14 protein-coding genes are annotated in these 13,795 nt (G+C 68.3%); 6 read left to right on the forward strand and 8 right to left on the reverse strand.

Going from position 1 to position 13,795, the window contains the following annotated elements:
* Nucleotides 1-151: 151 nt before the first annotated feature.
* Nucleotides 152-1,438, forward strand: a complete 1,287-nt coding sequence (locus ACQPYH_RS38975) for a citrate synthase (protein WP_432882224.1) — start codon at nucleotides 152-154, stop codon at nucleotides 1,436-1,438.
* Between the two features lie 693 nt (nucleotides 1,439-2,131).
* On the opposite strand, the gene ACQPYH_RS38980 is transcribed toward ACQPYH_RS38975, so the two are convergent.
* The gene (locus tag ACQPYH_RS38980; protein ID WP_432882226.1) at nucleotides 2,132-2,587 is read right to left on the reverse strand and encodes a nuclear transport factor 2 family protein; all 456 of its coding nucleotides are present in this window, start codon (nucleotides 2,585-2,587) and stop codon (nucleotides 2,132-2,134) included.
* Nucleotides 2,588-2,709: 122 nt separating this feature from the next.
* Here ACQPYH_RS38980 and ACQPYH_RS38985 point away from each other — a divergent pair, with 122 nt between their 5' ends.
* Nucleotides 2,710-3,258 carry a TetR/AcrR family transcriptional regulator gene (locus tag ACQPYH_RS38985; protein ID WP_432882229.1) on the forward strand — a complete coding sequence of 183 codons (549 nt, stop codon included), beginning with the start codon at nucleotides 2,710-2,712 and terminating at the stop codon, nucleotides 3,256-3,258.
* The gene (locus ACQPYH_RS38990) at nucleotides 3,255-4,262 is read left to right on the forward strand and encodes a hypothetical protein (protein ID WP_432882232.1); all 1,008 of its coding nucleotides are present in this window, start codon (nucleotides 3,255-3,257) and stop codon (nucleotides 4,260-4,262) included. The genes ACQPYH_RS38985 and ACQPYH_RS38990 overlap by 4 nt, the downstream gene beginning before the upstream one ends.
* On the opposite strand, the gene ACQPYH_RS38995 is transcribed toward ACQPYH_RS38990, so the two are convergent.
* Together ACQPYH_RS38995 and ACQPYH_RS39000 are read right to left on the reverse strand one after the other, a co-directional pair.
* Complete coding sequence (locus tag ACQPYH_RS38995) at nucleotides 4,259-6,010, reverse strand: hypothetical protein (protein ID WP_432882234.1); 1,752 nt, start codon at nucleotides 6,008-6,010, stop codon at nucleotides 4,259-4,261. The genes ACQPYH_RS38990 and ACQPYH_RS38995 overlap by 4 nt on opposite strands.
* A 38-nt stretch (nucleotides 6,011-6,048) precedes the next feature.
* Nucleotides 6,049-7,731 (reverse strand): ABC-F family ATP-binding cassette domain-containing protein, encoded by a 1,683-nt coding sequence (locus ACQPYH_RS39000; RefSeq protein ID WP_432882237.1) that lies wholly within the window; start codon nucleotides 7,729-7,731, stop codon nucleotides 6,049-6,051.
* Between the two features lie 53 nt (nucleotides 7,732-7,784).
* Between ACQPYH_RS39000 and ACQPYH_RS39005 the strand changes: the two genes are divergently transcribed.
* Genes ACQPYH_RS39005 through ACQPYH_RS39015 form a run of 3 tightly spaced genes read left to right on the forward strand, consistent with a single transcriptional unit; the run spans nucleotide 7,785 to nucleotide 10,289 of the window.
* Nucleotides 7,785-8,894: a hypothetical protein gene (locus tag ACQPYH_RS39005; protein ID WP_432882240.1), complete on the forward strand. Its 1,110-nt coding sequence runs from the start codon at nucleotides 7,785-7,787 to the stop codon at nucleotides 8,892-8,894.
* Nucleotides 8,895-8,925: 31 nt separating this feature from the next.
* Entirely contained in the window at nucleotides 8,926-9,126 is a 201-nt protein-coding gene (locus tag ACQPYH_RS39010) for a hypothetical protein (protein ID WP_432882242.1), read from the forward strand.
* Nucleotides 9,123-10,289: a hypothetical protein gene (locus ACQPYH_RS39015; RefSeq protein ID WP_432882245.1), complete on the forward strand. Its 1,167-nt coding sequence runs from the start codon at nucleotides 9,123-9,125 to the stop codon at nucleotides 10,287-10,289. The genes ACQPYH_RS39010 and ACQPYH_RS39015 overlap by 4 nt, the downstream gene beginning before the upstream one ends.
* Here ACQPYH_RS39015 and ACQPYH_RS39020 read toward each other — a convergent pair whose 3' ends face one another.
* From ACQPYH_RS39020 to rplQ, 5 genes are read right to left on the reverse strand one after another with little or no spacing between them, the layout of a single operon-like run.
* A complete protein-coding gene (locus ACQPYH_RS39020) occupies nucleotides 10,290-11,063 on the reverse strand; it encodes a hypothetical protein (RefSeq protein ID WP_432882248.1) in 774 nt (257 codons plus the stop codon).
* Nucleotides 11,056-11,616, reverse strand: coding sequence for an RNA polymerase sigma factor (locus tag ACQPYH_RS39025; protein ID WP_432882250.1), 561 nt, complete (start codon nucleotides 11,614-11,616; stop codon nucleotides 11,056-11,058). Before ACQPYH_RS39025 ends, ACQPYH_RS39020 begins: the two co-directional genes overlap by 8 nt.
* Before the next feature lie 5 nt (nucleotides 11,617-11,621).
* Entirely contained in the window at nucleotides 11,622-12,236 is a 615-nt protein-coding gene (locus ACQPYH_RS39030; RefSeq protein WP_432882252.1) for a class I SAM-dependent methyltransferase, read from the reverse strand.
* Nucleotides 12,229-13,041 (reverse strand): tRNA pseudouridine(38-40) synthase TruA, encoded by an 813-nt coding sequence (truA, locus tag ACQPYH_RS39035; protein ID WP_432882255.1) that lies wholly within the window; start codon nucleotides 13,039-13,041, stop codon nucleotides 12,229-12,231. Before truA ends, ACQPYH_RS39030 begins: the two co-directional genes overlap by 8 nt.
* Before the next feature lie 60 nt (nucleotides 13,042-13,101).
* Entirely contained in the window at nucleotides 13,102-13,788 is a 687-nt protein-coding gene (rplQ, locus tag ACQPYH_RS39040) for a 50S ribosomal protein L17, sunset domain variant (RefSeq protein ID WP_432882258.1), read from the reverse strand.
* Nucleotides 13,789-13,795: the final 7 nt, after the last annotated feature.

Raw genomic sequence — 13,795 nt, forward strand, 5'->3', positions numbered from 1 at the left:
AAGCGAGCCCACACGCCGAGGGGACCCCGGCTTGGAAGCAGCTGAGGACCGCACTAGTTTAGCGGTGAAGATTGCAGTCCGAACCCGCGTCCCGCCGGCTGATCTACCCTCATTCATCCAGGCGATGACGCCAGCTTCCGAAGAGGGCATTGTGACCGAACAGTCGCTCACCGTCCGGGACAACCGGACCGGCAAGGACTTCGACCTTGCCATCACCGATGGCACCATCCGTGCCGCCGACCTCAAGCAGATCAGCGCATCCGACGGCGACGGTGGCCTGGCCACCTACGACCCCGGCTTCGTCAACACCGCGTCCTGCCGCTCCTCCGTCACGTTCATCGACGGCGACAAGGGCATCCTGGAGTACCGCGGGTACCCGATCGAGCAGCTCGCCGAGCAGTCCAATTACCTCGAGGTCGCGTACCTCCTGGTGAACGGCACGCTGCCCAACAAGGCGGAGTACGAGGCCTGGGCCCACGACGTGACGTATCACACGTTCGTGCACGAGAACCTGAAGACCTTCATGCAGGGCTTCCGGTACGACGCGCACCCGATGGGCATGCTGCTGGCCTCGGTCGGCGGGCTGTCCACGTTCTACCCCGAGTCGCGCAACATCTTCGACGAGGAGTCGCGGGCGCTGCAGATCCGCCGGCTGATCGCGAAGATGCCGACGCTCGGCGCGTTCGCCTTCCGGCACGCACAGGGCAAGCCGTACGTGTACCCGGACAACGAGCTCAGCTACACGGCGAACTTCCTGTCGATGCTGTTCAAGATGAGCGAGCCGAAGTACGCCGCCGACGACCGCCTGGTGCGGGCGCTGGAGATCCTGTTCATCCTGCACGCCGACCACGAGCAGAACGCGTCCACGAACGCGGTCCGCGCGATCGGCTCCACCCAGGTCGACCCGTACACCGCGGTGGCCGGCGGGATCGGAGCGCTCTACGGCCCGCTGCACGGCGGCGCCAACGAGGCGGTGCTGAAGATGCTCCGCCGGATCGGCTCGGTCGACAACGTCCCGTCGTTCATCGAGGGCGTGAAGAACGGCGAAGAGCGGCTGATGGGCTTCGGCCACCGGGTCTACAAGAACTACGACCCGCGCGCCAAGATCATCAAGAAGGCCGCCGACGACGTCTTCGAGGTCACCGGCATCAACCCGCTGCTGAAGATCGCAGTCGAGCTGGAGAAGATCGCGCTGGAGGACGAGTACTTCGTCTCCCGCAAGCTCTACCCGAACGTCGACTTCTACTCCGGCCTGATCTACGAGGCCCTGCAGTTCCCGCCGGAGATGTTCACCGTCCTGTTCGCCATCCCCCGCACCTCCGGCTGGCTGGCCCAGTGGCTGGAGATGCTCGGCGACGGCGACCAGAAGATCGCCCGCCCCAAACAGATCTACACCGGCGAACGAGGCACCCAGTACGTCCCCATGGGCGACCGCTGACCTCTCACCTGAACAACCCCTCGACCCGATGGTCGAGGGGTTGTTTTTGTTAGAGGACACCGCGCAGAAAGGACACCACTTCGCGGCGGCTCTCTTGTCGGCCGCCTCCGGCGGCGTGCACAGGCAGTTTTTTTGCGGCAGACCTATTCGGCGCGTGTGCTGCCCGTGGGGAGCCAGGCGTGCGTGGACCGCCTACCTGCTGAAAGCCCTCGACGCCGAGCGCGGTCCGCGTACGCCACAGGACGCGACCGGCAGAACGGCCCGCGCAGCGGCCCCCTCTCCAGGCCCCACGACGGGGCAGCACCTGCGCCAACCACTTCCACCCGGATACGCGGTCTGCGCACGCCGCCGGAGGCGGCCAACAAGACGGCCGCCGCGAAGCGGTGACCTTTCCACGCCCCTCGACCAGCAGCACCCGCGCCAACCACCTCCACCCGGAAAGGCGTGCCGCGCACCCCGCCGAAGGCGGCCAGCAAGACAGCCGCCGCGAGGCGGTGTCCTTTCACGGCGCTCCACGGGGCAGCCCGCCGCCGAACACATCCACGCGTGCCGACGGTTCCTGCACGCCGCCGGAGGCGGCCGAGCTGCCGCGGAGCGGTGTCCTTTTGGTGGCGGAGGTGGGCGGGGGTGTGGATTGGAGATGGCCCCGGGCGGGCTGTGCCTCGGTCCGGGGCCATCTGGCGCCTCTGGGGACTAGGACGCCGCTGGAGCGGTGGCTGGTTCCCGTAGGTGGGTGATGAGTTGTTCGACCTGGCCGCGAGCTCGGATCATTGCCAGGTGGTCGATGTAGTCGCGGGACTCGACGATCAGGCCGTCGCGGACGCGGAGTACGAAGATCGCGGGGGCGGTGAAGGGCTCGCCGGTCGCCAGGACGGTGCCGGCGTAGTCGAATTCGGCGACGATCACCTCGGGGTCGGCGGTCTGGTGGACCCGGATGTTGGCCGGCTGGAAGCGGACCAGCTCGCTCACCCGCGGTCCGTTCACGCCGAAGTGCTCCGCGAGGGCGGCGCGGGACAGCAGCGGGTGGTCGCCGTACGGGTTCATCGGGTGCCGTACGTCGGTCTGTTCGGCGTACAGCTCGGGCAGTACGGCGAAGTCGCGGTCAGCGACGCCGTGGACCAGCTTCAGGAAGACCTCTTCGGGAGTCATCGGGTTCCTCACAGGAGATAAACGGAGTGACGACTATCGAATATATGGAGTAACGACTTCGTTTACAACCCTGGGCCGGTTCGCGGCGTCTCTTAGGCTGAGGGCGACGAAGGGGAGCTGGGGTGCGAGCAGACGCGCGCGACAACCGGGCGAGGATCATGACCGCGGCGGACGATGTCTTCGGGCGATCGCCGAGCGCGTCGACCGACGATGTCGCGCGGCTGGCGGGGGTCGGTATCGCGACCGTGTTCCGGCACTTCCCGACCAAGACCGAGCTGCTCGAGGCCGTGCTGACCTTGCGACTCGAGCGCCTGCGGGACCGCGCGCTCGAGCTGGCCGGCAGCGACGATCCAGGCAAGGCATTCTTCGAGTTCTTCACGCAGGTCGTGTCCGAGTCGGCGTCGAAGCTGGCGATCGGCGAGGCCCTGACGGCAGCCGGAGCTGGTGCCGGCGAGGAAGCGCGGGCGGCCGGACGCGGCATGCGCGAGGCATTCAACGGCCTACTTACCGCAGCACAGCGGACCGGCGCGGTGCGGTCTGACGCGGAGATGGCCGAGGTGTACGCGCTGATGATCGGCGCATCCCGCGGCGCGACCGCGGCCAAGCTCGAACCGCTGGTACGCGACCGGATGCTCGGCCTGATCTACGACGGCCTGGCGCCGCGTTCGTGAGACGCCACTGGCGCTCCTGGTCCCGCCTCCGCCGAGTCCTCGTCTCGGTGGCGCTCGCCGTCGTCGTTGTGGTGATCGCCCCCCTCACCACCTATGCAGCCTCGCTGAGACTGCAGTACGCCGGTGAGCCGTCCGCCGAGGCGCGCACCCGCAACCACGACGCACTCTGGCTCGGCCACGCCTGGGTCGACGGCCGCAAAACCACCGCCGACGTCACCGCGCTCGCCCAGCGCCTGCAAACCACCGGCATCCGCGATGTATACGTACACACAGGACCGCTCGAGCACGACGGCTCGTTGCCATTGGCAAAGGTTTCGCCGAAGGCGCGCTGGTTCGTCGACGCGATGCACGCGGCGGCCCCCGCCGTACGTGTGCAGGCCTGGCTCGGCGACGTCGTACAACCCGGCAAGAACCCCGGCATGAACCTCGACGATCCCAAGGTCCGCCAGCAGGTGGTCGCATCGGCGAAAACCGTTCTACAGCAGGGTTTCCAGGGCATCCACTACGACTTCGAGCCGGTCCGCTCCGGTTCGAAGGGCTTCCTGGCGATCCTCGACGAGACCCGCGCGCTCAAAACCACACTCTCGGTCGCAGCCGCGCAGATCGACCCGCTCTGGTACCTGCACGCGATCCCGATCGACAAGTGGTGGTCGCAGGAGTACTTCGCCAAGGTGGCGAGCCGGGTCGACCAGATCGCCGTCATGTCCTACGACACCGCCATGCCACTCGAGTCCTTGTACGGCGGGTACGTCGCCAAGCAGACCACGCTGGCGCTAGAGGTCACTCCCCCGAACACCCTCCTCCTCATGGGCCTCCCGGCGTATTGGGAGAGTAATCCGTCCCACTGGGGCCACGCCGAGACGGTCACCGCAGCAGTCCGCGGCGCCCGCCTCGGTCTGGGCAACTCAACCCGCCAGAACTTCGGACTGGCTCTGTACGTCGACTTCGCCGCCACCGAAGACAACTGGACCGCCTACCGCGACGGCTGGTGCGTCGAGCCCTAGAACGGGCTAAAGCGCGCCAGTACGAGGATCAGTGCGCAAACGGTCAGAAACGCGACGTCGATCACCAGACAGGGCGCGACCCGACGACCGACCGCCTCTGCCGGCAGACCGGTGCGGGACCGCAGCCGGAGCGTCTCGAAGACAGCAGCCGCGCGAGCCGTCTCCTTCTCGGCTATGCCGCCGACGACATGCCAATCGTCCCCACTCTCGAGATTCAGCCGGTCCTCATCGACCTCGACCGACTCGACGGACCGCCAGGGCACGCGGCGCTCGAACCAGCCACTCCGGATCCACAGCTCAGTAGCGGTTGCCGTCACCCGGTAGAACGTCCGTACGCCGACAAAGTGGACCAATTGCCCAGCGATCAAGGTCCCCGCGATCGCCGGGAACCACTCGCCCGACACCGCAAAGGCGCCGATAGCAACAGGTCCCAGCACCAGTACGGCGACCAGCCCCGGGCGATCCCACCAAGGCCGAGGCTGCAGGGGTACCTCCCACGGAAGCGTGGGCAACTCCTGGGCAGGCTCGAACGGCACGCTCGGGACTTCTCGCCGGACGCGATCCTGAGGCAGGCCAGCCACCGGCTCGTTGCCCCACGGCATCCGGCGCGGCGCACGGAACGGACCCACCGGCCGGAGCACCTGCTCACCGAGCAGCAACGACGGCCAGCTGCCCTCAGCAAGGTCGCCGAGCAGCAACGCTTCGCCGCGGTACCGCCGAAGCGTCTCCTCCCACTCCCGCTTGAGCTTGGCCGGCGCGTCGTTCTCCTCCTCGTCCAGCGCGTCGAAAGCGTCGAACAGCCGCGCATCGCCTTCGTCATCGTCCAGTTCGGTGTCCAGGAAGCCGAGCAGGATCGCGCCGTCCGCCGATCGGACCGCGAAGGCGCCGGTGGAGTCCGGCTCGATGCGCACCGGAAGACCTTGTCCCGTCCAGGACCTGCGCGGGCGGGCCCGGCGGACGCGTACGTCGCGCAGTACCAGCAGGACCGCCAGTACCCAGGCGCCGCCGGCGACCGTGTACCAGTAGGTGTAGTCGGCGAGCTCGGCGCGCGGCCGCAGCCAGCCGCTGTCGGCGGGGTCGACGAAGACCGGGATGCTCGCGCCGATGGCGTAGTCGTCCAGCATGGTCACGGTGTGGTGGCGGCCGTCAGGTAGCTCGAGAACGAGGTCCCCGTCGTCGGTCTGGCTCTTCACGACAGCTGTCTGCTCGACAGCGCGTCGCAGGTGGGTTTCCTCGCGCTGGTCCTGCCAGCGCATCAGACTGAGCGCACCGACGCCCACGAGCACCAGAGCCCCGGCCACGAGAAGCCTGATCGTCACACCGATCCGTGTGGCCGCTGGGACCTGCACTTGCTGCCGTGGCACACCGGCAACCATGGACCGCTGCCTGCGGCGACTGACGACGAGCCAGACGAGCAGAGCGGTGCACGCAGCGCCGTACACCGTCCAGGCAGTACGTGCGCCTGCCACGTCGTCGTACCGAAGCTCGATGGTCAGGAACAGCACGCCCGCTGCGGCCGCGAGGATCGGCTGCCACCACGACAGCACGAGCGAGGCGAAGCAGACGATCAACGCCAGCGAGAAGGTCCGGTCCGGCCCACACACCGTGGGGTCCTCGACCGAGCACCGACCGGTGTCGGACGCCACGGACACCACGATGGCCGCGACCCAGCCCGCGGGCATCAGCCAGCGGTAGATCCAGCTCGGAACAACGGTGCCGGCCCAGCGGGCAGCCACATCGGCTGTCATTTGGAGTCCCCCTCCATGAGGTGGGAGAACTCTAAGGGTCAGCGAGCCCGCTCGACGCGGCCTTCGTCCCAGACTGGTTCGTCCGGCTCGTAGACGGAGCCGTCGGCGCCGAAGACGAGGTAGCGGTCGAAGCCGCGGGCGAACCACCGGTCGTGGGTCACGGCGAGCACTGTGCCGTCGAAGGCGTCCAGCCCCTCCTCCAGTGCCTCTGCGGACTCCACGTCCAGGTTGTCGGTCGGCTCATCGAGCAGGAGCAGCGTTGCACCGGACAGCTCGAGCATCAGGATCTGGAACCGGGCCTGCTGCCCACCGGACAGACTCTCGAACGTCTGCTCGGCCGCATGCGCCAGCTCGTACCGGTCCAGCTTCCGTGACGCCAGCTCACGCCCCATGCCCTCACGGTGGTCGTCACCGCGGTGCAGGATCTCCAGCAAGGTCCGGCCCATCAGCTCCGGGTGCTCATGCGTCTGCGCGAACCAACCGGGCCGTACTCGCGCACCGAGCTTCGCGTTGCCGGTGTGCGCGACCGGAGCGATCTTGACCTCACCGACGGGCTGGTGCTCCACATCGGGATCCGAACCACCGTTGGCGAGCAGCCGCAGGAAGTGCGACTTCCCGGACCCGTTCGATCCCAGTACGGCGACACGTTCGCCGTACCAGACCTCCAGGTCGAACGGCTTCATCAGACCGGTCAGCTCGAGCTGTGTGCAGACAACGGCCCGCTTGCCGGTGCGGCCGCCGGTGAGGCGCATGCTGACCTTCTGCTCGCGCGGCAACGCCTGTGGCGGCCCAGCCTCCTCGAACTTGCGCAGCCGGGTCTGGGACGCGCGGTAGCGCGACGCCATGTCGGAGTTGTACGCCGCCTTCTGCTTGTACATCAGCATCTGCGCGCGGAGCTTCGCGTGCTCCTCGTCCCACCGCTTGCGCAGCTCCTCGAACCGCTCGAACCGGTGCCGCCGCGCCTCGTGGTACGTCGCGAAGCCGCCGCCGTGCGTCCACGCCGTATTGCCCGCGGCACCCAGCTCGACGGTGACGATCCGGGTAGCGGTGTTGGCCAGCAGCTCCCGGTCGTGGCTGATGTACAGCACGGTCTTGTCACTAGTGCGCAGCTGCTCCTCGAGCCAGCGCTTCCCCGGTACGTCGAGGTAGTTGTCCGGCTCGTCCAGGATCAGCACCTCGTCCGGTCCGCGCAGCAAGGCCTCCAGCACCAGGCGCTTCTGCTCGCCGCCGGACAGCGTCTTCACCTCACGCCAGCGACAGCGGTCGAACGGTACGCCGAGCGCGGCCGTCGTACACACGTCCCACAACACCTCAGCGTCGTACCCGCCGACCTCGCCCCAGTCCGACACGGCCTGTGCGTACTTGAGCTGGGTCTTCTCGGTGTCGTCCTCCATCATCACCAGCTCGGCCTTGTCCAGCTTGGCCGCGGCCTGCTGGATCCGCTCCGGCGCGACGGCCAGCAGCAGGTCGCGGACGGTCGACGAGTCCCGCACCGAGCCGACGAACTGCCGCATGACTCCCAGCCCACCGGACCGGGAGATGCTGCCGCTGTGGGCCTTCAGGTCGCCGGCGATGATCCGGGTCAGCGTGGTCTTGCCGGAGCCGTTCGCACCGACCAGTGCGACCTTCGCACCGTCGCCGACGCGGAACGTGATGTCGTCCAGCAACACCCGCCCGTCCGGCAGCTCGTACCCGACTCCAGCTACATCCACGTGACCCATCCCCCCAGTCTGACCGTCCGGCCCCCGCCCCGGCGACCGGTTATCGTTTGCCGGTGCCGCGCAACCTGAGAGGACGCGAGATCCTCCCCCACACGCGGGAGTACCAGTGGGTCGCGAGCATCGTGGCCGCGGTAGAGCGCCGTACCGGCGTCCCGTCGTCCTGGGACAGGCGGCTGTACGACGAGCACAGCGGCACCGGCGCGACGGCGGAGTACGACGGGCCGATGACGGTCAGCCGGCAGCTCGTCCTCGAGCCGGTGATGCGCGCGTACGACGCAACCGGACCGCTCGACCTCGACACGGTCGGCTGGGCCCGGATCGGTGCGATGACCGTGATCCACGAGACCGACCACCACCAGCACCCTGCTGGCGACGAGCACGCACCCGATGCGGTCCGCTTCTACTCGCCGGAAGCGGAGGCGGTGATCGAGGGCCTCGCCGACAGCAACCGGGACCGGATCGCTGACCCAATCATCCAGGACATCGGGATGGACAAGGCTGTCCCGCGGATCCTCGAGGTGCACGCGGTGATGCCGTACGCCGGCTACCAGGCCGGTGTCGAAGGGGTGCTGCACGGTCTGCACACGCTCAGCGGCCGGTCGCAGCACGAGGTCTGGACCGCCGTCGACCAGACTCCGTTCGTACAGCGGTACAACGCGATGGCCGACGTCGTCATCGACTCCCGGCTGGCGGGTCTGGTGCCGCCGGAGCACCGGTCTCAGATCAGGCTCCAGCTGAGTCAGCCGTTGAAGGAGGAGCTCGGCGGGCTCACTGCCTACACGGCGGAGACGGAGCCCCCGGTCCAGCTCGCCGTACGGGGTCGTGAGACCGCGACCAGGGCGGTGCAGCGGCTGGAGCAGGAGCTGAGCACAGTCGAGCAGCACTACCAGCAGTACGGCGAGCACCCGCCGCGGATGCCGATGTCCGCGGAGCAGACGGCGCTGGTTCAGCGCATCGAGGCGCACTACGGGCGGTCGACCGACCTGGAGACCGCACACCTCCGACGGTTCGTGGACAGCTCGGCCAGTGCTCGGCTGGGCGGCGCTGCGGGCGGGAGTGGTGCGGCCGGCGGGGCTGCGGCAGCAGCGGCGTCGGGGCCCGCAGTGGCCTGGGGCGGTTGGCGGCCGGACAGGTCTCGTTCGGATGGCGGAGCGGCGCGGTAGGCGACCCTCTGGCGAGGAATGATCGGCGCCGATGGACGCATATCGTGAGGCGCAGCGGCTGTACGCCGAAGCAATGTTGTCGACTGCCACGGGGCAGGAGCGGATCGCCGTACTGCAGCAGACACTGCAGCGGATCGGCGACCTGGTACCGCAGGCCGCTCCGGACGAGCGGCCCGCAGTACTGCTCATGAACAGCTCGATCGCCCAGCTGATCGCCGGGGAGAGCCGATGAACGGGATGCCCGAGCGCGGTGCGGAGATCCTCCCGGACACCTGGGAGTACCAGTGGTTCGCCTCGGTCGTCGCCAAGACCGAGGAGTTCGCCGGACGGCCCTCCCACTGGAACAGGAAGCTGTACGACCAGCCGGGAGCGATCGCCGGCGTCATCGAGGCCGACGGAAGCATGACGATCAGCCGGGAACACGTCCTCGACCCGGCCCGTCCCGGTTACACCGAGGGCCGTTCGCTCACCCACGACGAGCGCTACGCGGCCGGGGGTGCGACGAGAATGGCGGTGTTCCGGGCGCGGGCCTCGCTGTCCGGGCTGGGAGACGACACCGGCCCCGGCGTGTCGCCGATCGGGTCGCTGGAGGACATCGCCCTCGAGAGCGCACTCGCCGACCGCTTCACGGGGACGTACGGCGGCCGGATCGCCGAGAGCCTGACCGAGCAGGACCTGCCGGTGGACAGCTTCCCGGCGTTCCCGGCGTACACGACGGCCACGGACCGGCTGATGTACTCACTGAGCAGACCCACCGATCTGGGCCCCGGCGAGCTCCGCGACCTGCTCGAGAGCACGGATCGTTCGCAGCGGTTCAACGTGATCGCCGACCGGGTGATCGACACCCAGCTCGGCGACCGGGTGCCCGAGTCGCACCGGGACCAGCTGCGCCAGGACCTGACCGGATCACTGCGGCGCGGGCTCAGCGGCCTGACCATGGCCGAGTGCAGCCAGCTGACGCACCAGGGCTCGAAGCTGACGTGGGGCCATGACGCCGCCGAGCTGACCGAGATCGAGTTCGACGTCAATCTCGAGGACATCAAGGCCCACTACGACTCGTGGGACGCAGAGCACCCAGGGGTGAAGCCACCCGAACTGCCTGACTCGCTGCGGGAGACGTTCCTCGACCGAGAGGAGGACATGCGGCAGATCTGGGCCGAGCGGGGTTGGCCGGCGCAGCAGCCGGTCGCCGGCCGCGAACAGGAGTACTACGAGGGGCTGCGCGAGCAGATCTACCCGAACGAGCGCGAGCAGGAGATCGCCCAGCTGCAGCAATTCCTGTGGTCGCACACGGCACCGAGCCGGCACACGGATTCAGCAACTGGTGCCGGCGAGCGACCCAACAACGTGCACGACATCGGTTCGACCCGCAAGGGACAGCGCGGAATCGAGTAGCTACCAGTCCTTGAGCGCGTCCAGGTAGGTGCCGCCGGACGGACGGACCGACCCGGTCATGAACAGCTTGAGCGGCGCGGAGAACAGGCCGTACGTGTGCGTGCCGGTGAAGAAGCCGGCCGACTCGCAGCCGTCGTACCAGACCCAGATCTCGCGGATGCCGTCCGCGGTGTCGAACCGGAGCACGATCGCCTCGGACGGCTTGGAGACCTGCGGCGCGCACTTGAACACCGGGAGCTTCGCGTTCCGCTCCGGCAGCACCTTGATCTCGTTGACCACCTGCTGCGCGGTCGCGGCGTTGAACGACTCCTGCCCGAGCAGACCGGTCCCGCCCTCGGCGAAGCCGTAGCGGCAGGCACGCAGCCCGGTCACCACGGTGTTCAGGTCGAGCCCGGTGCCGGCCGGCACAGCGTCCGGACCAGGAGCAGTCAGGACCGGATGGTCTACCGGACACCCAACCTGCGCCTGTGCAGAGGGCCCCACGCCTTCGGCCGTGTTCGGAGCCAAAGCCTTACTGTCTCCACTGGAGTTGCTGTTGCTGTCGCTGGTGGCAACCGGTGACTCTCCACCGGCAAAGCTCCACACACCACCGATCGCAGCAGCAACCAGCACGGCACCGGCTGCCACCGACCACGTCTGACGACGCCGGTGCACACGTCGACGGGCCTCCCGGGCCAGTCCGCTCGTCTGTAGGTCACTCTGTACGCCGGCCTGGTTGTGCAGGGCAGACGTGAACTTGGGGCCGAGCTCCTGCTCAGGGTCGTGCTCAGGCATCCTCGGCTCCTTCCGTGCTCTCAGTGCTATCGGTGCTCTCGGTACTCAGCGTGGTCTTCAATGCAGCCAATGCTCGATGGACATGCGACCGTGCGGTCGCCTCGGCGCAGTGCAGCAGCTGCGCGATCTCGGCGTACGACAGCTCCTCGTAGAACCGCAGTACGACGGCTGCGCGCTGCTTGTCCGGCAGCGTCGCGCACAGCGCCCAGATCGCCTCCGACTCGGCGCGTGCCGCCGTACCGTCGGAAACAGCTCGCGCAGTCCGCACCGGATCCGCAGCAGGCGCCTCACGGCGACGGAACTTGCGCCACCAGGAGATGTGCGCATTCACCACCATCCGCTTCACGTACGCCTCAGGATCGTCAGCCCGGCTCACCCGGCCCCACCGTGCACAGGCCGTCGTCAGCGCATCCTGTACGGCGTCCTCGGCCAGGTTGGCGTCTCCGGTCAGGACATAGGCGAACCGCAGCAGGGCGTCCGCCTTCGCGCTGACCCACACCTCGAAGTCAAGCGGCCCTGTCCGCGCCTCCGCTGCCACCAAGGCTGCCTCCATACCCCTCAGGACGGCGCCGGGGCCGCGTTCGTTGCACGCAGTACCCGGAACCCTTTGGCGCTGCCGATCCGCTCGCAGGGGTAGCCCTGCTCGGTCAGCCAGCGCTGCAACGAGTCGCCGCCAAGGTTCTTGCCGACGACGAACCTTGCCACGCCGCCGGGGGCAAGGCGAGTCAGCCAGCGCAGCAGCATCTTGTGTAGCTCCGGCTTGCCGATGTGGATGGCCGGGTTCGACCAGATCTGGTCGAACAGCAGGTCCTCGGGTACGTCGTCCGGCAGCGCCGCATGCACCCGCTCGGCCACCCCCGCGGCCGCCGCGTTCACCCCGGTCAGCTCGAGCGCCCGGTTGTTCACGTCGACGGCCCACACCGTCGCCTTCGGGACCTCCAGTGCCAGCGCGCAGGCGATCGGCCCATAGCCACAGCCCAGGTCGAGGAACGTACCGGCCTGCTTCGGCGGCTCGGTCTCCCGCAGCAACACCGCCGTACCGATGTCCAGACGGTCCCGGGAAAACACACCGGTCGCTGTCGTGAAGACATACGGCTTCCCCCAGATCCGCGCCTCGACGGTACGCCGTACGTCCGCCGACTGCGGGTCCGCGGAGAAGAAGTGGTCACCCACGCTGATGCACCTCTCCCCTGACCTGCCTGGCCTGCAACGCCCGTGCGGCCAGCTCGTCGTCTGCCGGATACCGCACTTCCTCCAGCGTCAACCCGTGTGCCGGCAGCACGGACACAGCCGAGTCCCGCACCTTCCCAGCCAGTACGACGCCCGGCCACTCCACGTCCCGCCGTCCGTCGCCCACCGGGATCATCGAGCCGACCAGGGCACGCACCATCGAGTGACAGAAGGCATCCGCGATCACAGTGCCCTCCAACTGGCCGATACCCGTCCGCTGCCACGAGAAGTCCAGCAGCGCCCGCACTGTGCTGGCACCCTCCCGCTTCTTGCAGTACGCCGCAAAGTCGTGCTCACCGAGCAGACCGGCCGCGGCGGCGTTCATACGGTCCACGTCGAGCGGTCGCCCTACCCGCAGTACCTGTCCCCGGGTCAGCGGGTCCCAGCCGGCCGGGTCGTCGCACAGGCGGTACACGTACCGGCGGGCCAGAGCGGAGAACCTGGCGTCAAAGCCCTCTGGAGCCGCCGTGACGGCCGTGACAGCTACATCCTCGGGCAGGACGCCGTTCAGCCCTCTCAGGAGCCTCAGCGGGTCTACAGCGCCTTCGACGTCGACATGGGTGACCTGGCCGCGAGCGTGGACCCCGGTGTCGGTCCGGCCGGCACAGGTCACGGTCAGCGGCTCCGGCAGCCGTAGTACGACGCGGATCGCTTCTTCCAGCGTGCCCTGCACGGTACGGAGTCCCTCTTGACGCGCCCAGCCGTGGAAGCCGGTTCCGTCGTACCTGAGGTCTATCCGCCAACGCACACGGCAATCTAACGCAACAGAGCCCCCTCACCGTGCGGTGAGGGGGCTCTGAAGGAGTGCTTACTTGTCGTCGTCCTCGGTCTCGCCGGCCTTGGCGAAGCCCGCGGCCTCGGCGTCCGCCTCGGTCTTGAACCAGACCTCGGCGACCGTCTGGTCGTACCACGGCGACTCGGTGGTGTGGAACTTCATCGAGTTCTCGTTGCCCTTGATGGTGAAGCCCTCGGGCGCGGAGCCGTCCTCGAGCGGGGCGGCGGAGTTGTCGAACTTCCCGGCCACGACGTCCTGGACCTTCTCGTCCTGCGGCTCGTCGGCCTTCTCCTCGGCCTTCGGAGCGGCCGCCTTCTTGGCCGGAGCCTTCTTGGCGGTCTTCTTCGCCTTCGGCGAGTCGGCCAGCGCCTCGACCAGCTCGATCTTCGCCATCGGGGCGTTGTCGCCCTTGCGCGGGCCGAGCTTGGTGATCCGGGTGTAGCCACCCGGACGGTCGGCGTACCGCTCGCCGATCTCGGTGAAGAGCACGTGCACGATGCTCTTGTCCTTGATCCGCTTCATCACCTGACGGCGCGAGTTCAGGTCACCACGCTTCGCCTTGGTGATCATCTGCTCCGCCAGCGGCTGCAGGCGCTTGGCCTTGGCCGCGGTGGTGGTGATGGCGCCGTGCTCGAACAGCGACGTCGCGAGGTTGCTGAGGATCAGCTTCTCGTGCGCCGGGCTGCCGCCCAGCCGGGCACCCTTGGTGGGGGTAGGCATCTCATAC

Source organism: Kribbella sp. CA-245084, assembly GCF_050942355.1.
Lineage (GTDB): Bacteria > Actinomycetota > Actinomycetes > Propionibacteriales > Kribbellaceae > Kribbella.

Coding starts and splice junctions, on each gene's coding strand:
- ACQPYH_RS38980 (WP_432882226.1), bottom strand. CDS start 2,587: ATGACTCCCGAAGAGGTCTTCCTGAAGCTGGTCCACGGCGTCGCTGAC.
- ACQPYH_RS38995 (WP_432882234.1), bottom strand. CDS start 6,010: ATGACAGCCGATGTGGCTGCCCGCTGGGCCGGCACCGTTGTTCCGAGC.
- ACQPYH_RS39000 (WP_432882237.1), bottom strand. CDS start 7,731: ATGGGTCACGTGGATGTAGCTGGAGTCGGGTACGAGCTGCCGGACGGG.
- ACQPYH_RS39010 (WP_432882242.1), top strand. CDS start 8,926: ATGGACGCATATCGTGAGGCGCAGCGGCTGTACGCCGAAGCAATGTTG.
- ACQPYH_RS39015 (WP_432882245.1), top strand. CDS start 9,123: ATGAACGGGATGCCCGAGCGCGGTGCGGAGATCCTCCCGGACACCTGG.
- ACQPYH_RS39020 (WP_432882248.1), bottom strand. CDS start 11,063: ATGCCTGAGCACGACCCTGAGCAGGAGCTCGGCCCCAAGTTCACGTCT.
- ACQPYH_RS39025 (WP_432882250.1), bottom strand. CDS start 11,616: ATGGAGGCAGCCTTGGTGGCAGCGGAGGCGCGGACAGGGCCGCTTGAC.
- rplQ (WP_432882258.1), bottom strand. CDS start 13,788: ATGCCTACCCCCACCAAGGGTGCCCGGCTGGGCGGCAGCCCGGCGCAC.